General features: G+C 39.5%; 24 protein-coding genes and 1 pseudogene. 13 read left to right on the top strand and 12 right to left on the bottom strand.

Translation table 11 applies throughout. From position 1 onward, the window contains the following. The first annotated feature begins 28 nt into the window (after window positions 1-28). On the top strand, window positions 29-190 hold the full coding sequence (locus J7I93_RS15835) for a hypothetical protein (RefSeq protein WP_214726868.1): 162 nt from the start codon (window positions 29-31) through the stop codon (window positions 188-190). A gap of 185 nt (window positions 191-375) precedes the next feature. Here the strand turns inward: J7I93_RS15835 and J7I93_RS15830 are convergent, their stop codons facing one another. Both J7I93_RS15830 and J7I93_RS15825 read right to left on the bottom strand, forming a co-directional pair. Beyond that, entirely contained in the window at window positions 376-579 is a 204-nt protein-coding gene (locus J7I93_RS15830) for a DUF2187 family protein (protein ID WP_214726830.1), read from the bottom strand. Window positions 580-613: 34 nt separating this feature from the next. After that, window positions 614-928, bottom strand: a complete 315-nt coding sequence (locus tag J7I93_RS15825) for a hypothetical protein (RefSeq protein WP_214726829.1) — start codon at window positions 926-928, stop codon at window positions 614-616. Window positions 929-1,109: 181 nt separating this feature from the next. Here J7I93_RS15825 and J7I93_RS15820 point away from each other — a divergent pair, with 181 nt between their 5' ends. Together J7I93_RS15820 and J7I93_RS15815 are read left to right on the top strand one after the other, a co-directional pair. Continuing rightward, the gene (locus tag J7I93_RS15820; RefSeq protein WP_214726828.1) at window positions 1,110-1,247 is read left to right on the top strand and encodes a hypothetical protein; all 138 of its coding nucleotides are present in this window, start codon (window positions 1,110-1,112) and stop codon (window positions 1,245-1,247) included. Between the two features lie 220 nt (window positions 1,248-1,467). Further along, window positions 1,468-1,671: a ChaB family protein gene (locus J7I93_RS15815; RefSeq protein ID WP_214726827.1), complete on the top strand. Its 204-nt coding sequence runs from the start codon at window positions 1,468-1,470 to the stop codon at window positions 1,669-1,671. Between the two features lie 107 nt (window positions 1,672-1,778). Here the strand turns inward: J7I93_RS15815 and J7I93_RS15810 are convergent, their stop codons facing one another. Genes J7I93_RS15810 through J7I93_RS15800 form a run of 3 tightly spaced genes read right to left on the bottom strand, consistent with a single transcriptional unit; the run spans window position 1,779 to window position 3,185 of the window. Then, the gene (locus tag J7I93_RS15810; RefSeq protein WP_214726826.1) at window positions 1,779-2,072 is read right to left on the bottom strand and encodes a putative quinol monooxygenase; all 294 of its coding nucleotides are present in this window, start codon (window positions 2,070-2,072) and stop codon (window positions 1,779-1,781) included. Window positions 2,073-2,093: 21 nt separating this feature from the next. Next, entirely contained in the window at window positions 2,094-2,729 is a 636-nt protein-coding gene (locus tag J7I93_RS15805; protein ID WP_214726825.1) for a nitroreductase family protein, read from the bottom strand. Between the two features lie 27 nt (window positions 2,730-2,756). Continuing rightward, a complete protein-coding gene (locus tag J7I93_RS15800; RefSeq protein ID WP_214726824.1) occupies window positions 2,757-3,185 on the bottom strand; it encodes a MarR family winged helix-turn-helix transcriptional regulator in 429 nt (142 codons plus the stop codon). A gap of 206 nt (window positions 3,186-3,391) precedes the next feature. Between J7I93_RS15800 and J7I93_RS15795 the strand changes: the two genes are divergently transcribed. Further along, on the top strand, window positions 3,392-3,793 hold the full coding sequence (locus tag J7I93_RS15795; protein ID WP_214726823.1) for a hypothetical protein: 402 nt from the start codon (window positions 3,392-3,394) through the stop codon (window positions 3,791-3,793). A 51-nt stretch (window positions 3,794-3,844) separates the two neighbouring features. Here the strand turns inward: J7I93_RS15795 and J7I93_RS15790 are convergent, their stop codons facing one another. Further along, a complete protein-coding gene (locus J7I93_RS15790) occupies window positions 3,845-4,783 on the bottom strand; it encodes a nucleoside hydrolase (protein WP_214726822.1) in 939 nt (312 codons plus the stop codon). Window positions 4,784-5,106: 323 nt separating this feature from the next. Between J7I93_RS15790 and J7I93_RS15785 the strand changes: the two genes are divergently transcribed. From J7I93_RS15785 to J7I93_RS15765, 5 genes and pseudogenes are all read left to right on the top strand, one after another. Next, window positions 5,107-5,676, top strand: a complete 570-nt coding sequence (locus J7I93_RS15785) for a DUF4256 domain-containing protein (RefSeq protein ID WP_214726821.1) — start codon at window positions 5,107-5,109, stop codon at window positions 5,674-5,676. Window positions 5,677-6,140: 464 nt separating this feature from the next. Then, window positions 6,141-6,704 (top strand): dihydrofolate reductase family protein, encoded by a 564-nt coding sequence (locus J7I93_RS15780; protein ID WP_483297141.1) that lies wholly within the window; start codon window positions 6,141-6,143, stop codon window positions 6,702-6,704. Window positions 6,705-7,440: 736 nt separating this feature from the next. Continuing rightward, a complete protein-coding gene (locus J7I93_RS15775; RefSeq protein ID WP_214726819.1) occupies window positions 7,441-8,547 on the top strand; it encodes a flavin monoamine oxidase family protein in 1,107 nt (368 codons plus the stop codon). A gap of 323 nt (window positions 8,548-8,870) precedes the next feature. Further along, a complete protein-coding gene (gene helD / locus J7I93_RS15770) occupies window positions 8,871-11,207 on the top strand; it encodes an RNA polymerase recycling motor HelD (protein ID WP_214726818.1) in 2,337 nt (778 codons plus the stop codon). A 155-nt stretch (window positions 11,208-11,362) separates the two neighbouring features. Further along, a pseudogene (locus tag J7I93_RS15765) lies at window positions 11,363-11,803 on the top strand (MFS transporter); the annotation flags it as partial. Between the two features lie 361 nt (window positions 11,804-12,164). Here J7I93_RS15765 and J7I93_RS15760 read toward each other — a convergent pair. The 3 genes from J7I93_RS15760 to J7I93_RS15750 are packed head-to-tail and all read right to left on the bottom strand — an operon-like array spanning window position 12,165 to window position 13,225. Beyond that, window positions 12,165-12,446 carry a hypothetical protein gene (locus tag J7I93_RS15760; RefSeq protein ID WP_214726817.1) on the bottom strand — a complete coding sequence of 94 codons (282 nt, stop codon included), beginning with the start codon at window positions 12,444-12,446 and terminating at the stop codon, window positions 12,165-12,167. Window positions 12,447-12,456: 10 nt separating this feature from the next. Further along, window positions 12,457-12,846: an SHOCT-like domain-containing protein gene (locus J7I93_RS15755; protein WP_214726816.1), complete on the bottom strand. Its 390-nt coding sequence runs from the start codon at window positions 12,844-12,846 to the stop codon at window positions 12,457-12,459. Between the two features lie 13 nt (window positions 12,847-12,859). Further along, window positions 12,860-13,225 (bottom strand): DUF2089 domain-containing protein, encoded by a 366-nt coding sequence (locus J7I93_RS15750; protein WP_214726815.1) that lies wholly within the window; start codon window positions 13,223-13,225, stop codon window positions 12,860-12,862. Between the two features lie 334 nt (window positions 13,226-13,559). Here J7I93_RS15750 and J7I93_RS15745 point away from each other — a divergent pair, with 334 nt between their 5' ends. Continuing rightward, complete coding sequence (locus J7I93_RS15745) at window positions 13,560-14,120, top strand: hypothetical protein (protein WP_214988242.1); 561 nt, start codon at window positions 13,560-13,562, stop codon at window positions 14,118-14,120. 144 nt (window positions 14,121-14,264) lie between these two features. Here the strand turns inward: J7I93_RS15745 and J7I93_RS15740 are convergent, their stop codons facing one another. Together J7I93_RS15740 and J7I93_RS15735 are read right to left on the bottom strand one after the other, a co-directional pair. Then, window positions 14,265-14,681 carry a DUF1284 domain-containing protein gene (locus tag J7I93_RS15740; protein ID WP_214726814.1) on the bottom strand — a complete coding sequence of 139 codons (417 nt, stop codon included), beginning with the start codon at window positions 14,679-14,681 and terminating at the stop codon, window positions 14,265-14,267. Window positions 14,682-14,820: 139 nt separating this feature from the next. Then, a complete protein-coding gene (locus tag J7I93_RS15735; protein WP_214726813.1) occupies window positions 14,821-15,231 on the bottom strand; it encodes a MerR family transcriptional regulator in 411 nt (136 codons plus the stop codon). A gap of 247 nt (window positions 15,232-15,478) precedes the next feature. Between J7I93_RS15735 and J7I93_RS15730 the strand changes: the two genes are divergently transcribed. After that, the gene (locus J7I93_RS15730; RefSeq protein WP_214726812.1) at window positions 15,479-16,519 is read left to right on the top strand and encodes an NAD(P)-dependent alcohol dehydrogenase; all 1,041 of its coding nucleotides are present in this window, start codon (window positions 15,479-15,481) and stop codon (window positions 16,517-16,519) included. Window positions 16,520-16,864: 345 nt separating this feature from the next. Further along, window positions 16,865-17,158: an antibiotic biosynthesis monooxygenase family protein gene (locus J7I93_RS15725; protein WP_214726811.1), complete on the top strand. Its 294-nt coding sequence runs from the start codon at window positions 16,865-16,867 to the stop codon at window positions 17,156-17,158. 101 nt (window positions 17,159-17,259) lie between these two features. On the opposite strand, the gene J7I93_RS15720 is transcribed toward J7I93_RS15725, so the two are convergent. Then, the gene (locus J7I93_RS15720; protein ID WP_214726810.1) at window positions 17,260-17,682 is read right to left on the bottom strand and encodes a hypothetical protein; all 423 of its coding nucleotides are present in this window, start codon (window positions 17,680-17,682) and stop codon (window positions 17,260-17,262) included. A 366-nt stretch (window positions 17,683-18,048) separates the two neighbouring features. Here J7I93_RS15720 and J7I93_RS15715 point away from each other — a divergent pair, with 366 nt between their 5' ends. After that, window positions 18,049-18,336: a hypothetical protein gene (locus J7I93_RS15715; protein ID WP_214726809.1), complete on the top strand. Its 288-nt coding sequence runs from the start codon at window positions 18,049-18,051 to the stop codon at window positions 18,334-18,336. Window positions 18,337-18,751: the final 415 nt, after the last annotated feature.

Raw genomic sequence — 18,751 nt, 5'->3', positions numbered from 1 at the left:
TGAAACGAGATGGAAAGCAGGTTAGGCTATGATGGAGTTAATGATTTTCTTGTTTGTTTTCTTTATTTTTCTTGCGATTAGCTCGGTCATGAATGTGTTGTTTAAGATGACCGATAAGAAGCATTGGGGCATGTCCTTGCTGCTGAGCCTGGTGCTGGCTGTAATAAGCATTGCCATTTGGGGGATCTAAAAGGTAGGGGGTCCGCAGCTATTTTGAGGACCTTTTCTAAATATTAGTACCAAAATGACGGTAATTTATTTTGCAAAAAACTCGCCACAGTGTGATGGCGAGTTTTTTGTTTAAGTACATCATTTCATCTCTTCGTTAGCAGATAAACAAAAATGCGGCATGTTGACCGTATGTAAGTAAAAGTATTAAGATGTCCCGGATGGTAATACTGCATAATTAGAATGTTTAACGACGGTTTTGGTTGTATCATAATGTAGCCTTTGGCTTGATTCCATTGAAATTTCAACAATGACACTATTGTCCCTTACAGCGCCAACAACGCCTTCAATGGTTATTTCTTTTCTTTGAAAAGAAATGCGATCCCCTATGCTCGCTGTTTTCTTCGTCATCGTTCGTCCTCCGCTTCAATAAAAACTTTAAAAACTATACTAAAAGATGATCTAAAGTTAATACCCGATGCAGCAGGGAATGATTGGAGTCTAAAACGCCAATAATAATTTGGTTATCTTCTGTTAAGGTTACATATCTAAAATATTCGTTTGTATAAATGGTAAATTGACTTTCTTTTTTGCTCTCTAACTTTGCAAACACGTCTTCCGTGTACTGAAGGGGGAGTATGTCCGTTCGTTTTCCCTCTGGATCGTTGAGCCATCTCTTAACCGTGTCTTCTAGTGACCTTTGTTCAATCATAGATAACCTTTTCTTAAAGTTTAATTGTGATGCAGCTACTGTTTTCATTTTTTTCACTCCTCAGAATCAGTCTATACTGAGAAGATCATGACAAACAACACGCATACAGTGACATTCTAGTTACATTTTGTTTACTTGGCAGCTTTGCGAAACATCGCTTTTTTGTATAAAAATGCTTAGAAAACACATACTTTATGTATCCTGAAAACTTTTTGAAAAGGTGATGAAAATGGATAAGCAATATCAATTTGCACATTTATCGGATGGAGATTTGAAGCAGGTGTATAACCTGGAAAAACAGTTAAGCGAGGAAAAGGGAGAAGAGGTCATTCTGATTGCGTATGATCATAAAGAAAACAAAAAGTAAAATAGGATTAGAAATCCCTTTATTCATTTAATATTGCAATCAGTGTGTAGAGATTATTGGTGCAGTTTTTTTAATAGCCAAGAATATAGACGCTTGGGGTTTTTAAATCCCAAGCGTCTTTTTGTGGAATAATGGCTGATTGCTCTTTGGGCGAAAAGTGTTTGAAAACAGCCTTTTCAGGAAAAATACCTAACAGAATAGAAGCAGAGGAGGAATCTTCATGCCATATGATCAACTGAGCGAGCTGCCGGAATCTGTTAAAGACAATCTGCCGCATCACGCACAGGAAATTTTTAAGGAGGCCTTTAACTCGGCAAGCGAGGAGTATGAGGAGGAGGAAACGGCCTTTAAGGTTGCCTGGAGTGCCGTGAAGAAAAAGTATGAGAAAAATGAAGAGGATGAATGGGTGAAGAAGGAAGACTAGCAGGAAGTAAGTCAAGGAAAGGCCGAGTTTGCCTTTGCTGTTGAAAATAAAATAAAGTAAAAACACAAAAACGCTTGGAATCCAAGCGTTTTTGTTATAATAGATCCTTATTTTACTGCATCCGCATTATATAGCTTTACCTGCGGAGGAGCAGCCATAAACTGCTGAGCCTTCCCGGTGAATCCGGTAAAGTGTTCCGTTTGATTATGGAATTTCACAGCATTCATGTCCTTCCACAATTCTACCATCGTGTAGGATCCGGCTTTTTCTGCATCTTTTAAAAGGTCATAAGAAATATTGCCTTCCTCTGCCCTTGAAGCTTCAATTAACGGGCGGATTTCAGCCAGGAAGTCGTTTTCCTGTTCGGGCTGAATTTGAAAATCTGCATGAATAATAATCATTTTTCAAGTCCTCCTCTAGATTTATTTCCATTCAGTGATCGTCTCAACAGGCAAGCGGACGGATTTGTATCCCTGGTCAGCGGCTTTGCCGATTGAAATGAGCATAACAGGGTAGTAGCGTTCTTTATCCAGGTCGAAGGCTTCCGCAATGCGGTCTTTTTCATAGCCGCCGATTGGATTTGTGTCAAAGCCATGCGCACGGGCCGCAAGCATCAGCTGCATGGAAACGAGGCCGGCATCGATCAGGTTCATTTCCTTCTTTTGTTCAAATGTCATGGCTTCTACCAGACCCTTGATGGCTGGAACTTGCTGATCTCTTACCTCCGCAGGCATGTAGCCTTTATCCACGGCTGTATTATAAATCGTTTCGATAAATGCTTCGCTTTTCATATCCACAAAAACGGCAATAACCGCTGCAGAAGTCTGGACTTGTCTTTGATTAAATTTTGCCAGCGGAGCTAATGTTTCTTTGCCTTCTTTTGAATCAATAACCACAAAGCGCCATGGCTGCAGATTAACGGAGGAAGGAGCTAAAGCGGCTTCCTCCAGGATTTCGGCCATTTCTTCTCTGCTGATTTTTACGTTAGGATCGTAATTGCGGATGGAACGGCGTCCTGTCACAATTTCTTTAAAGTCGTTTATGGCTGTTTTAATCATGATGAACTCTCCCTTTTCGTGGTGTCATTAAATGTTCTCTATATTCTCCTGAATGCGTGTAAGCATATCTAAAAGCGTTGTACGCTCTTCATTTGAAAATCCCTTTAGGACATTGCCAATAAAACGCTGCTTTTCTTCGCAGTATGCAGCGATTTTCATCTTGCCCTCTTCGGTCAGGCGGACATAAGTAAAGCGGTTATCCTCAGGGTTTTTTCGGCGGATGACCATTCCTTTTTCTTCAAGCTGCTTAAGATGCCTGGTAACAGCTGCATGGTCAATATTTACCTTCTTTTGAAGCGCGCGCTGGGTGATTTCCTCTGCTTCGAAAAGCTCGCGCAGAATCTCAAGCCGTGACTGGCTGATCCCTGTGCAGCGTTCAAACTTCGGCAAGGTCTGTTTATTAAGCTCAAACAGCCGCTGGGCAATGAGCTCTTCTTCCTTGGAAAAATTATTCAAAGCATCCTCCACCTTTTTAATGATTGATAGGTCAATTATTGATGCATCAATTAATATACTCCTTTCGTTATTGGAAGTCAAACAGATAAGCTTAAGGATAAAAGGATGCTCCAGGGTCAGGGTATAGTTTCAAAGGTTTTAATAGGTATGCAATCAGTCATATTTTGGAAAAGGAAACATCTCTTAGATAAGAGGTGTTTTAATTTATGTATAAAAAACTAATTGGATTATTAATCGTATTCCTTCTGTTGTTTTCATTCTATGAGTTGATGGTTAAAACCAAAACGGTTAGGTATATGGGGGAAGACGAAAATTGGTACGTAGAGATTAACTCTAAATTGGCTGGACTTAATGTCAGCTATACCATTGAGGTTAGGTATAAAGGAAAAGAAAAAATTCAAAGTGCAGAAGCTGCTTTTCATCCACACTATAATAATATGAGTTTTCCCTCGATCGATAAGGGCGGTTACATTTATTGGGAGTGCCGTGATGACTGCGGATACTATGATAAGGAATCTGAACTTCTCTTTTTTATCGTTTGGAAGGAAGATGGAGATTTGGAGGAGAAAATGAGTTTATTTAAATTACGGAAAATGTCTAGCAGATAGGTGCCTGACCTCAGTTGCCTTATAAGCGGACAGGCACCTTATTTTTGCTGCTTACGAATTTTCTGAAGAGCTCATAACACTTATAAAATCTTCAAGAAATTCCTGATAATTAAAATCCAGAAAAATGTTTATATTCTTATCAGAAGGCTTGGAACTGACTCTTAAATCCGCAATGGACGTACCTTTTCCATCATTCGATGTTAATATATTCACCTCTCTTCTAATCGTACGGCCCATGTCCGGATTGACCATAAGGAAGAGTGTTAAAACATCATGTAGGGGGGCGCCATTAATGCCGGGGATGAGTTTTTTATATGCCTCTATATAGAACTCCATGACCTCATCCATAATCTCAATAACTGGGTTGTCAGTTATCTCCTGAATCATTTTAATATGCTCCATTGTGATGATCGCCCTGTTCGTGACGTTGAGCGGAACAACATATACATGATCTAAATTTGTCAGTACCAGCTGAGAGGCGATAGGGTCACCATAGAAATTGGCTTCTGCTGAGGGGGTTACATTTCCAGGAACCATGAAAGCTCCTCCCATTATAAAAAATTCCTTGATGCTATCTGATATATTTTCCCCTAATTGAAAAAGGGAAGCTAAAGAGGTATTTCTCCCCACATCGACTACTGTTATATCTTGGTTCTCTCTTATGATGTTGTAGAGCTCCGAGAAATTGGTTAATTCTCCCTTTACTTCTTCCGGGGGACGTATTGGACCTAATCCCTCTTCGCCATGAATTTCAGGATAGAACCTGGGAGTCTCCCCGGATGAAGGAATATTAGCTCCTCCAATAATAGGGATATCCGTTCTGCCGGCCAGTTTGAGTAAATAGGCAATGTTGTCTGTTGCTTGTTCTTTTGTAACGTTCCCATAGCTGGACACGATCGCTAATATATTTATTTTTGGATTAAGAAGGGCATATATGATGGCAATGGAATCATCAATTCCAGGGTCTGCAAACAAAATGATGTTTTTCATTTTCTCCCCCCAATAAAAACGTTAATTTCTATAAATATATCTTATGAAGCAGGAGGTTATGCCATTAAGGCGGAGAACCTAATAGAACATCCTAAAATACGATGATAAAGAAGCTGTCTCTTTAATATAACCGGACTGGTCAGCATCTTTTATTGTGATAACGAGGAAGTCCAAGTAATCTCTTTTTATTTGTATCGAGTCAGTTTGTGGAGGAGTGGGTTTACTCAATTACATACTGTATTGTAAACTGAATTCACATAGCTATTTGCATGAAAAAATATCTACATATAGAGAAAGCCATTATGATTAAGGAGGAAACTAACATGACAAAGAGCAATAAAAAGGAGTTGTCACTAGACGAACGTGAAGAATTACTCCAAACATTGAAAGCCCGTTTTGGAAAAAATAGGCACCGCCATGAAGAGCTTGAATGGGCTAAAGTACAAGCTAAGCTTGAAGCTCATACGGAAAAATTGTGGTCACTCAATGAAATGGAAAAAACAGGCGGTGAGCCGGATGTTGTGGGCTATGATCAAGAGAAGGATGAATACATTTTTTATGATTGTTCAGCGGAAAGTCCTAAAGGCCGCAGAAGTGTTTGCTTCGACCGTGAAGCACTGGAGGCAAGGAAAAAGCATAAACCAGAAAACAATGCGATCGATATGGCCGCTGCCATGGGCATTGAGCTTTTAACAGAGGGACAATACCGGGAGCTGCAGAAGTTAGATGATTTCGATAAGAAAACGTCGAGCTGGGTGCAAACACCTGCTCATATTCGAAAACTGGGCGGGGCTATCTTTTGTGACCGTCGCTACGACACTGTCTTTATGTACCACAACGGAGCAGATTCCTACTATGGTGCAAGGGGTTTCCGTGGCTCACTAAGGGTCTGAATTTTATACAGATAGCTAAATATTAACGGCTGGTCTAAAGAAAAATTTTTATGATTCATCTGCTATCAGGTGATTATGATAGGCTGTTTTCTAAAAGATTGTTGTTTTTGAATAGATTTATGAATAGAACAATTAGGTTGATTGGAGCGTAAGGTGCGAGCTCCTCGAAAATGCTATCGCATTTCCTTCGTGCGGTGTTTTTTCAAGGAAGCTTATTTAAAGTCCTGCGCGAGGAGTGGGACAGGTGAGACCCCACAGGTGCAGCGCGCCGAGGAGGCTCACCGCCCACCCCGCGGAAAGCGAGCAGCCTGGAGCGGAAATCAACCTCTCTACAATATTTGTTTAAAAAGCAACAAAGTTTGCGAAAACAGCCTTATGATAAGAAAGCTCGCCAAGCTTGTGCGAGTTTTTTCTATTGTTATGAAGCGGAAAAATAATACATAAAAGGAGGCGGAGCTTTGTCTATGGAGGGAAAGCAGAGAAGAATCATTTTAGATTTAGCAGTTACGTTAGATGGCTTTATTGAAGGGAAAAATGGAGAAGTTGATTGGTGCATAATGGACCCGGACATGGAGTTTGGTCATTTCTTAAATCAAATTGATGCCATTTTATATGGAAGAAAAAGCTATGAGCTATGGGGACAATTTACTCCAGAAACAGAAGATCCTGAAACTGAAAGAGAAATGTGGGAAGCAGTTCATAGCAAACAAAAATATGTGTTTTCCAGATCGCTTAAAGGAACGGATAATCAAGCGATATTTATAAATGATCAGATAGTGGAAGAAGTCAATAAGTTAAAGAATAAGCCTGGTAAAGACATCTGGCTATATGGTGGAGCCAGTCTTATTACCGGTTTTATAAATTTAGGGCTTGTTGATGAGTTTAGACTATCTGTTCATCCTGTTATTTTGGGAGAAGGAAAACCGTTGTTTCATGATATACAAACGAGATTAAATTTGAAATTGGTAAATACAAGGTCGTTCTCCTCAGGCGTTGTCCAGTTAATCTATCATTTGAATAGGGGGTGAGTATGGTCCTTTATTCCCCCTTATACTTTTTAGAAAAGATAAACATATAATAAAAGGGAAATAAGGCGGGCAATGGAAGCACGTCCCTTCCGCTCTAGTTTTTTATTTATGATTTTTGAGGAGGTATGATTATACAATCAATCATCAGTGTACGCCCTTAATAAGGGGGACGTACACTTCTTTTAGCCGCCATTCTTTGGGAGGCTATGATGAAACCAATCTATTATTTATATACGAAAGCGTTATCTGATTTTAGTTCACGCATGCAATTTATCGGCTTGACGGGCGCACTGTTAATGAGTAAGCAACCAGAACCTTTATAGGGTTTTGCTTTTTAAATAGATGAAAAAGTAGGACAGGGTTGCTGCATAAGAATAACGCATTCATGCAAAATGTACATAAACTAAAGGGCACTTTAATTCAAGTTCAGCTGCCAAACCAGGCAGCTTTTTCTTATTGTGCTAGAGGGAAGGTTAGTACAAAAAAGCGGCAAGGGTTATAATGACTTTATTGTAAAAAATGTTGATAAAGGATGCGTATCAGTCGATTAATTCTTTTGAAAATTATCCGATGGCCTGGAAGCCATCTTGATAAAATTGGGCCGGTATCTATCGAGCGAAGTAAGGTATTTTGTCTCATAGGGAAAACTCATTTAGAAAAGACGATTATAAAAAAGAAATAGCTTTATCACATGTGCATTCATACAGCATAAACACGTTTGGAAGGAGGAAAGAATGTGAACAATCCTGTAGTCATAGTTGGAGCTGGGTTAAGTGGCCTCCGGGCTGCGTCTTTACTTGCTGCACAGGGCATCCAATGTAAGGTTCTAGAAGCTAGAGATCGGATTGGCGGCAGGGTCTTGAGCGTTTCTGATCCAAACAGACCTGACCTGGGCAAATTTGACCTCGGGCCGACATGGTTCTGGCCTGAGTTTGAGAGCGCGATTACCAGCCTTGTGAAAGAACTGAATTTAGGAACTTTCGTTCAGTACACCAAAGGGGCAATGCTTTCCGAACGATTCCAAGACGAACCGCCAGAGCGTTATGTACTGCCGGAAAATGCTGGAGCGAGGTCGATTCGATTTACAGGAGGTGTGCAGTCCCTTATTAAGGCTGTAGCAGATACTATTCCCTCGGGGGTTGTCGAGTTAGAAACGCGCGTAACAGCCATTCGACAAGATGAAGCTGGTACTATAACCGTTGAAGCAGCCCTTGCTGATGGAGAGAGAAAAAAGGTAACTGCAGGTGCTGTTATCATAGGGCTGCCGCCCCGGATTGTGGCTCGTCATATTGAATTCTTTCCTTCTCTCCCTGCAAATCTAATGACTGACCTTGCTGGCAAACCGACATGGATGGCAGGGCAGGCTAAGGCGGTTGCCGTCTATGATCGCCCCTTTTGGAGAGAATCAGGGCTCTCTGGCTTCGCATCGAGCTGGGTTGGACCTCTGCAGGAAATCCATGATGCTTCTCCTGAAACAGGATCTGGCGCTTTATTTGGTTTCTTCGGAATGCCAGCAAAAACGCGCCGGGAACTGGGAAAGGAAAAGGTCTTGGAGTTGGTCATCGGCCAATTGGTTAGGCTATTTGGAACCTCCGCCCAAAACGTAAAGGCTATCCTTTATAAGGATTGGGCCGAAGATTCCGAAACTGCAGTTGAGGAAGACCTGGACCCGCTTAGGGATTTTCCGAGTTATGGTCAGCCGCCAAAAGCTGGGGTATGGGAAAAGAAAATTATTTTTGCTGGTACTGAGACGAATTCACAATATGGCGGCCATCTTGAAGGTGCCCTTCAGTCAGCTGAACAGGCAGCTTTTGAAATCATTAAATTAAAAAACAAGCCTTAATGTCATGAAAAGAAGCCAGAAATAATTTAAACCCGAAGATAAGCGGCTAGCCAGGAGAAATGGTCAACCAAAAATATTGGGTGACCTTATACAAACTGACAGGTTAACAGAATAAGAAAAAGAGCAGTGTTTACGCTGGAAACGTAAAACACTGCTCTTTTTTCTTATTAAAAGTCATTGAATAGATAGAGAATATGTGGTAAATTTATATAGGTGTGCATTACTTTTAAGTATTTATGTATATTATCCCTATTTTAATTATACAATGTCCACCGGTCTGTAGTCAACTCTTTTAATAAAAAATTTTTTCGAGGAGTGTTTGCATGAATTCAAAACTTCAGCAGGAGCAAAAACGATTGGACAGTGTAATGGAGAACATTACAGAGGAAATGAACAAATTAGAAGAAGAAACCTCCAGGCGAAAAAACGAAGTGGTTCAGATCCGCAAACACTTTTGGGATGAAATCAAAGTAAATACGGATACCTTTGATGATTACCTTGAGACCATCATCGGCTTAAGGCAGGAGGCTCAAGCTCTGTCCGTAAGCCAAACCACCCATAGGCATGCAACCAAGCGATTGTCCACGCTGCGCCGAATGCAGGAGATTCCCTACTTCGGCCGGATCGATTTTATGGAAGAAGGTACTTCAACTCAGGACCAAATCTATATTGGCATCTCCTCGCTTAGTGATTCTAGTGGCGATGATTTCCTTATTTACGACTGGAGGGCTCCGATTTCGAGTGTCTACTACGATTACCAGCCTGGTCCCGTTAAGTATGAAACACCTGGAGGCATAATCCAAGGCACATTGGAGAAAAAGTGGCAATATCTGATCCGCGGCGGCATTCTTGAATCCATGTTCGATACGAGTCTCACCATTGGAGACGAAATTTTACAGCAGGTTCTGGGAAAAGGCACTGACAAACAAATGCACAATATCGTAGCGACTATTCAACAGGAGCAAAACCGGATTATCCGTCATGACCGCGGGAGGCTGCTCATTGTTCATGGTGCAGCTGGCAGCGGCAAGACATCGGCTGCCCTGCAGCGGATTGCTTATTTGCTCTATAAATATCGAGATCATCTGAATGCTGATCAAATCATTCTTTTTTCGCCTAATTCCATGTTTAGCAGTTACGTGTCCAATGTGCTGCCAGAACTTGGTGAAGAGAATATGCAGCAGGTCACATTTCAGGAGTATTTGGATCATCGTCTGAGTAAAGAATTCCATGTTGAAAATCCTTACGAGCAATTGGAATATGTTTTAACTGCGGTGAATACGCCTTCTTACACGTCAAGGCTTGCGAGCATCCGTTTTAAAGCATCTGCCCGTTTTTTTGAGGCAATCCAATCCTATAGGCAATCACTGGAAACATCAGGAATGCTATTTAAAGACATTACCTTCAGAGGCAATCCAATCGTTCCTGCACAACAAATAGCAGAAAGGTTTTACAGTCATGACTCCTCACTCCGCTTCCATAATAGACTTGAAAAATTGAAGGATTGGCTAATTAAGCAAATAAATGAAGCCGAAAAGGTAGAACGGACTAAGCCATGGGTGCAGGAGGAAATCGAGCTGCTTAGCAATGAGGAATATCATAAGGCACATACCTACCTAGCAAAAAAACGCGGCTTTAAAGGAGAGTCGATTCATGATTATGATATCGAGCCTGAACTGTTAGCACGCTTGATTGTTCGAAAAAAGCTAAAGCCGCTGCGAAAACGAATTCGGGCGCTTCGTTTTATCGATTTTAAGGCGATATACAAGCAGCTTTTTGCTGATTCTAATCAGATCAATCATTGGATTGAAGGAGAGACGCCGGCGGAGTGGGAGGCTATATGTCAAACAACGCTTGAAATGCTGGATGAAGATAAACTTTTTTATGAGGATGCTACTTCGTATTTACTTTTGAAAGAGCTGATTCAAGGCTTTCAGACGAACAGCTCAATTAAACACATCGTTGTGGATGAGGCTCAGGATTATTCCCCCTTTCAATTTGAGTTTTTGAAGCGCTTGTTTCCTGCGGCAAGAATGACGGTGCTCGGTGACTTTAATCAGGCCATTTTCGCCCATGCCAGCGAAAATGTTGATTTCAACACACTTACCAGCCTTTACGGACCGGATGAAACGGAAGTTATTAATATAGCACGGAGCTACCGCTCTACCAAACCGATCATTGAATTTACACGGCGACTCGTTCCGAATGGAGATAAGATTATTCCTTTTGAACGGGGTGGTGAGCGGCCCGAGCTGAAACAAGTAACCGATCACGCAGAACTGCACAGCTGCATTGCCTCCAAAGTCGCTGATTTACGTAGTCAAAGCCTTAATAGTATTGCGATCATATGCAAATCCGCTGAAGAAAGTTTACGTGCATATGAAGCCCTGTCCCGCATCGTTGACATTAAACTCTTGAAGAGCAGCTCGACTGAATATGAACAAGGAGTCGTTGTCGTACCGTCGTATTTGTCAAAGGGCATCGAATTTGAAGCCGTCATTATTTATGATGCATCGGAGCATGTATACGGAGATGAGAGTCTGCGCCGACTCTTCTATACTGCCTGCACCAGAGCTATGCATGAATTGCAGCTCTACAGCGTCGGTGAACCGAGCCCGTTTTTGCGAAACGTATTGCGGGAAGGTTTCATTCAAGCCTGACTTAGTTTGATTTATACGATAAACCAACTTCGCATAGAAAGCAGAAGTGATTCTATATGTCGCAGGAAACCAATGCTGTACAAAAAAACCGCCATATGGCATGATCGCTATTCTATTTTATGAAAACTGCTTATTCTACCCTTGTTGTTCTGTATACTTTTCGTATGTTTGGAATGTCCATGGTCATGATGCCTGTAATGACAAATGGTTTGAATCAGCTGCCAGCAAGAAATAATCCGCACGGAACCGCTATGAACAATACACTGCAGCAGGTATCTGGTGCTATTGGTTCCGCCTTGCTGATTACCGTCATGAACAACCGAACGAAAGAGAAAGCAGAGGAGCTGGCTGCTGACGCAATGGCCAATATGAGTGCAAGTGCAGCACTGCCATCTGCACAGTCTGCTACTGATATGCAGCAGAAAATCATGAATGAAGCGATGCTGCATGGTATTAACTTTACCTTCTTCATTTCCGCATTCATTGCGGTTATCGCACTCATTCTAGCCTTCTTTATTAAAAGAGTAAAACCCAATCATGAAGATAGGGCGGTTGAAGAAGGTGTTGATAAACCTATAGACACTGTTAAAGATTGATAAGTATGCTAAAAACCGGGTGATGCCTAGTTCTGGCACCACCCGGTTTTTTATACGAAGAAGATTCACTATTGCTAATTGAAGGAAAGGGCAGAAGTGATGGAATGACTACAAGTGTTTAATCAACTAAGTAGTGATGGGGAAATAAACCAGCTAATAGTTTGTCAACATTTTTCGATGATATAGAATTTTATAATATGGTATGCTGGTTTTTATGAAGTAGCCAAAGTCTAATTTCTCAGTATTGTAAGCGAGAAATTACACGTTTTAATTAGGCTTTTCTTTACATAGTAAAAGTGGTTTCCTGACGCTGCCGCTATACGTGAGTTAAATAAAAAAGCCAGTGTAGTTCTATAAAAAATTATAGTCTAACCTTTATCTCAGTACCATCCTTAGCTTTGACATCTACCAGCAGGATCCCTTTTTGATTTTTCAGTTCCTTCACGATTGGCTTAAGTGTTTTTTTGTCTATCAGTGGAATAGTAAAGCCCAGTTTTTTTCTTTCGAAATGCTCTTTTGTCCATTTGTTTGCATATTGATGGAAAAGTTTTGATGACAAAATTGAAAAAGCGATGTTTAAAATGGCGTATGGAATTGGGATGGTGAACCGAACGTCTTTTGCTTTCACTTTTATATACAGCATAAGCAAATCACTATTCAATGATGACAGAAACGGTATCTCCGTTTGCCGACTTAACATCAACAATTTGGCCATCCAACTCATTTTCAATAGCTTCAATAATAAGGTTTATGTCAATATCCTTTACATATTTTTCTGATTGAGGAATACTCGACGCGATGCTGTGTCCAGTCATTAATACGACCTTGACAAGTTTTAAGGGCAAATTGACTGTGACGTTATCATTTTCAGTTGATACAACACGAATTTTTAATGTTTTATCTAAATACTTAGTCGGTTTTTCTAATAGCTTACTGCCTGTTTCGTCTTTCTCTTTTAATACTTGGATCAGTTCTGATCCCTTATCTGCATCAATTTTTCCTTCTTGCACCATTGTTAACACTCTTGTAATTTCGTCTTTCATGGTAAATTCCTCCTTATTCATTTTTTAATAGCTTAATGGCTTCTTCTGGAGTGATTTCGCCATTTTCCAGCATGGTGACAACCTTTTTCTCGTCTACTTCATTTTTTTTCTTCTGCACATATCCAAGAGATGAAATAATGTCTGTTAGCTTGCCTCGAACCGTCGGATACGATATCCCCAGTTCTTTTTCAACTTCTTTGATATTCCCTCTACAGGTTAAAAATACTTCCACAAAATGAAGCTGATCCTTTGATAATGAGGCCAGCTTAGATAATTCAAATTCATTTTCAATCGTAGTGTGACAATGAGAGCACTGCAGCTTTGTAATCTTTAATGTTTTGCTGCAGACAGGACAATTTGTTATTACTTTATAGGCCATTTTGAAATTCCTTCCTTTAATTTGAATTGATTATATATCGATAAAATGAAATTGTAAATAATTAAATTTAATTTTTATTTTATAAAAGTTAAAATAATTAATTTATAAATAAATATTATTGATTTTTCATTAAAATGATTCAAGTTACTTATTACTCCACGAAATAAGAAAAGCATCTTATTCCTGAAAAGGGCCAGATTATAGAATTCCACTTAATAAGGGAATTGGCTTTTCATAAAAAAGTATATAAAGAAGGTTGTGAAGAAATGCACTTAAGCTAACAGGAAAATAAGGATTTCTAGTTGAATTAGTATCAAAACCTGGAGGTGCTGTCGTGCAGAGTTTTGTATATCATATGGTTCCAAAAGAGATGAAGGGAGACAATCTAATTCCTCTGAATTCATTAAAAGAAGCTCATCCTAACTTGTATAACAGTTATACAAAAAAGTATTTTGACCATCCAGAGAGATCAAAATTACTGACAAGGCAGATTCCTAAACTTAACTGCTTATGGAATGATGTTCTTCATTTTTTACCCATGCATCCTTATTACGTATATGAAGCATTAACCAGTTTAGGTATAAAAACAAAAGAGGTTCAACCCTTCTTCAAGATTCCCATTGAAAAACTCAAAGATAATCAGAATGCTTATTACCTTTACACAAAGGAAAAATACAGAGGTCCTGCTGAAGATCTTGAGGAGGATGAAATTAAGCTATTGGATATTGAGGCTTATACAGAAATGAGAGGACTGCCCAGAGATACATTTGAATATTACAAAACTCAGAATGAAAAAGGTAACAGGTTTGGTTTGTTTCCTTACATTCCACATTTACTAAGTATTGGTGAAGTGGAAATAAAAGATGTAGAAACCATAACTTGGAACCAGCTTTAATGAGTTGAAGGCCGGAGCATCAATTTAGGCAGCTTTTTTTATTGTGCTAACGGGGAAGGTTAATTTACAAGAATGAATAGATATATGAGAATACATTCCGTTAATTGTACTATTTACAAAAATACGAACATTTAAAAGGGAGGCTTATTTAACCTCCCTTAGCCCCTTCCCTTCAAGAATCTCTTGAATACCTTCTTCACAAACCCCGTAGGAGCGCCAGGAACAACTTTCACATATGGTTTGAATATCAGAGGGCACGACATACTTTTGGATGCTAGACTCAATGTCCTTCCAATATAGGATTTGCCCGATATTAAGCCCCAATTTCTCTAGAATAGCAGCATCTCTTTCATAAATATTGTCGTGATGGCAGTGGTACTCACCTGAGTTAGGATACTTTTCACACAGCTGATCAGGTCCCTTTACAAGCTGAATCCATGTCTTGGGATTGGTCCTCAAGGTTTCATGTAAGCGTGTCATATTTTCCACATATTCCTGGGAATAGCCCATCCCCCGATAACCCAAAAGGCAAAAAAGATGATGACCGCGCAGCTTATACATAAAATTCCCCCAGTCGACAGGACGATTACGTTTAAAAGTTAACTAGAATAATAATAGGTTAACATATTATTATTCTATAGCATATTACTATTGATCAACTGAAAAATAGAAAAGTTTATGAAATACAGGTGGCTTTCTATTAATTATTAATCTCTATTTTATCTTTTTTATGAATATCTTCTGTTCCGGCATCCAATGCAGTCTTGTAGTAGAAGCATTTATGCTCGATCACTTCCATCGTTTTTTTTAGTTCCTCCATCTGTGCTTCAACATTTGCTTTTCGTTCCAGGAACATATCATATCTTTGCTTTAGCGTGGAATCCCCTTCAGAACACCAATCAATGAAATTCTTAATTTCCTTAATAGGCATCCCTGTGGCTTTCAGGCATTCAATTACTCTTAAAGCGCTGATATCGGATTCTTTAAACAATCGGTTTCCACTTGGTGTGCGTTCGACAAAAGGCATAAGTCCCTCCTTGTCGTAGTATCGAAGAGTATATACCGTAAGATTTAATTCCTTTGCAACTTCACTAATCGAATATGTCTTCATTATTAATCTCCTATTTTTATAGATATAGACTTCGAGTTAACTAGAGGTTATGAAGGGATGTTAGCATGGTATCTTCTGTATGTCAAAGTCACTTCATAGGGAAAAAATTTTTTATTTATCGCTTGCCCTAGAGTTAACTATAAGGATTAACATGGTTTTTGAAGAGAAGAAGCAGGCATATGGGATCTTCATTTATACCTGGTTCAAGCCATTCTCTTGAACATATAATTATTGGAGGTTTTAATTCATGATAACTGCTAAAGCACGAGCAGTTGACGGTCCGGACAAACCGTTTAGAGCGGCTGAAATTAAAAGGCGAGACCTGGATTTGCATGATGTTCTAATTGAAATTAAATATGCAGGAATATGCCATTCAGACATCCATACGGCACACGGAGAATGGGGTCCCGTGAGCTATCCGCTTGTACCCGGGCACGAGATTGCAGGAATTGTCACAGATATAGGAGCCGAGGTCACAAAGTACAAGGTTGGTGACCGGGTAGGGGTCGGATGTATGGTTGACTCCTGTGGCGAATGTGATAACTGCCGTAAAGGAGAAGAACAATATTGCCTCAAAGGAAATGTCCCTACCTACGCTGGTGTGGACAAATACGGCGAGCCAACACAAGGCGGCTATTCTACCCACATTGTCGTAACAGAGGACTTCGTCGTCAGAATTCCTGATAGCATTGAGCTTGACGCTGCAGCACCACTGCTTTGTGCAGGGATTACCACCTATTCGCCGCTAAATCATTGGGGGGCTGGTCCAGGAAAGAAAATAGCGGTTGTCGGTATGGGCGGTCTTGGCCACATGGCTGTAAAAATTGGCCATGCGATGGGTGCAGAAGTGACCGTTCTTTCACAAACATTGAATAAAAAGGAAGATGGTTTGCAATTCGGTGCAGACCACTACTATGCCACAAGTGATCCGGAAACATTCGGGAAACTTGCCGGATCCTTTGACTTAATTATTAACACGGTAAGTGCGAAGATCGACATCGATGCTTACTTCTCACTGCTCACTCTTGACGGAACATTGGTAAACGTAGGTGCCCCTGCAGAGCCATTGTCAGTAAATGTGTTCTCTCTTATTGGTCATCGCCGTTCATTTGCAGGTTCAATGATTGGAGGCATCCGTGAAACTCAGGAAATGCTGGATTTCTGTGCAAAGCATAACATCGTTCCTAAGATTGAAGTCATTACTGCCGACCAGATTGACGAAGCTTACGAACGAGTATTAGCTTCAGATGTGAAGTATCGATTCGTAATTGATATCAGCACAATGTGAGTTGTGTGAATGATAGTTTTTAATGATTATTATAAGGTGTCTTAAAAGCCTGGCTTTTTGGGAAACCTTTATATAACAGCAACAAAGGGTGCTGTTAGGGATATTATCTGAAATATATTGATTGGTTTACTTAATAAATCATATTTTAAAAAGCAAAGTCTTTGACCACAGGTCAGAGACTTTGTTTTTTCGGGATAAAGAAGGGATAACTTTGTACTAGCTCAGTGTGCGAAAGGACTGCTGCGGCAGTTTTTTTAAAATATTCGACTAGCCAGACAGGCAAGTGAAATGGGAAAATAAGAAAAACCTATAAAAAGATATACATTTAGGAAAGGGGTTATTTTCATGATTTTAGAAGCTGTAATGCTGCAAGTTAAGCAAGGGATGGAAGAAGAATATGAAGAAGCATTTCGTGAAGCCTCAAAAATTATTTCTTCAATGAAAGGGTACATATCTCTTGAGCTGCAGCGATGTATGGAAGTTAAGGGGAAATATTTATTGCTGGTAAAGTGGGAATCATTAGAAGACCATATAGTTGGATTTAGGCAATCGAAAGAGTATCAAGAATGGAAAAAACAGCTGCATCATTTTTATGACCCATTTCCAACAGTTGAACATTTTGAAGGCGTTTCTCTTTAATTTGTTATTGTAGTCACGGACGTAAATAGTGATGGCCCAGACTTTCAAAACAGCGGCGAATTTTATGTGATAACGGGCAGGTTTGTGATACACGAGGTCTATTATTGCGGTAAATCTAAAGTGTTTCGTAACAGATCGATTGTTGTATCGAACGTAAAAAAATAAGGGTTATTTTCATCATCGAATATTAGTAAATATGGCTTTTCATTTTCTGGAATAATAATGATCACTTCATCAACCATTGCATTCATCCATTTATTGTCTAATCGGTAAGATGGCTCAAGGGGTATTTTGATCATATAACCTTTGTCTGGGACAGGTTTTAACTTTTTAACAACATCATCAATTTCTTTAATAATTGTTTCAGCTTCTAATTGTATCTCCGGATTAGTTTGGGCTGTTTTTGTTATCTTATTTTTTTCAATATCAAGAAGTTCAATATTCTTACTGCTTTGTGCACTTACTATTGATAGATTAAGCAGGAAAAAAATATAAACTAATGAAAGCAATATTTTACGAACCACAATGACCACCTCGGTTGTATCATTTCCTATAGTCATTTTTTTATGCTTCGCTTGTTTGGTCCTTGGATTAAAGTTATGAGTTGTCATTTAGGCAGCTTTTCTTAATTATGATATTAAAAGTAGTTGATGGTGCAAATCACGGTTTAGAGCTTGATAAAGAACCAATATAATCTATTGAAATATTAAAAAGCGTAATTTTAAGAGCTTAGCGCTCTTTAAAAGAAGTCGTTATTTTTGCTAGTGTTTATTCGGTTGAAGTTGATTATGCTGAATTCATTGTTTATTAGAAACGATATATTTTATAAATCATACATTAATCATAGATGGAGAAAGGAATCGATCAAAAAAAATGAGGTGAAAATCAATATGGAAATAATTTTATTTTTAGCGATGTTTGGGCTAGGCTTGCTTGGTTTTAATTGGCTTATGGGATATCGAAAAGACCATATTACCATTGATTTCGATGAGAGGTATATGAATTTTAGCGAGTATGTTAAAGCGATAGAGCATGAACTTGCCAAACAAGGGAGAGAGGTCAGTTATAAAGGAAATCGAACATTTATCATTGATGGCCGTCCCTATATTTTCATTGAACGGAATATTTCTATGGGAGGCGTTCCTTTACAAAGAACCATTCTGAAGCCTGAAAAGTGACATTTGTTCTGAAGCTGCTCAGTTGTTCAATTTTAGGGTGGATTACTTAAGGATTTGGCTTCTAAAAAGCAGCCTTTTCTTATGTGTGCCAGCAATGCCGCTAATTGCTAATTCGTGAAAGTCCAATCTGAGTATGTGCCAAGACGTCATTAGCTGATAGGTAACTAGTGGAGTAATCCCACGGTTAAAGCCCTGTGATAAAGTAACACTTTTGGTGTGCAAGCAACCAACACCTCTTTATGAAAAAATCAAACAAAGAGGCTGGGACAAAACCCACCTCTGAAATGAAAAAGCCGGTGAAATTTTACGACGAGTAAAATTTCACCGGCTTTCAATATTTTAAATTAAAATAAGGACCACTTCTGATAAAATAAAGTTACCACACAAAATTTCATCGGGAAGAAGGGTCCTTATG

Origin of the sequence: Bacillus sp. ISL-47 (assembly GCF_018613175.1) — a bacterium.
Lineage (GTDB): Bacteria > Bacillota > Bacilli > Bacillales > Cytobacillaceae > Cytobacillus.
Note: the sequence above shows the minus strand (reverse complement) of the source record. Positions and strands in the feature narration are given on the sequence as shown.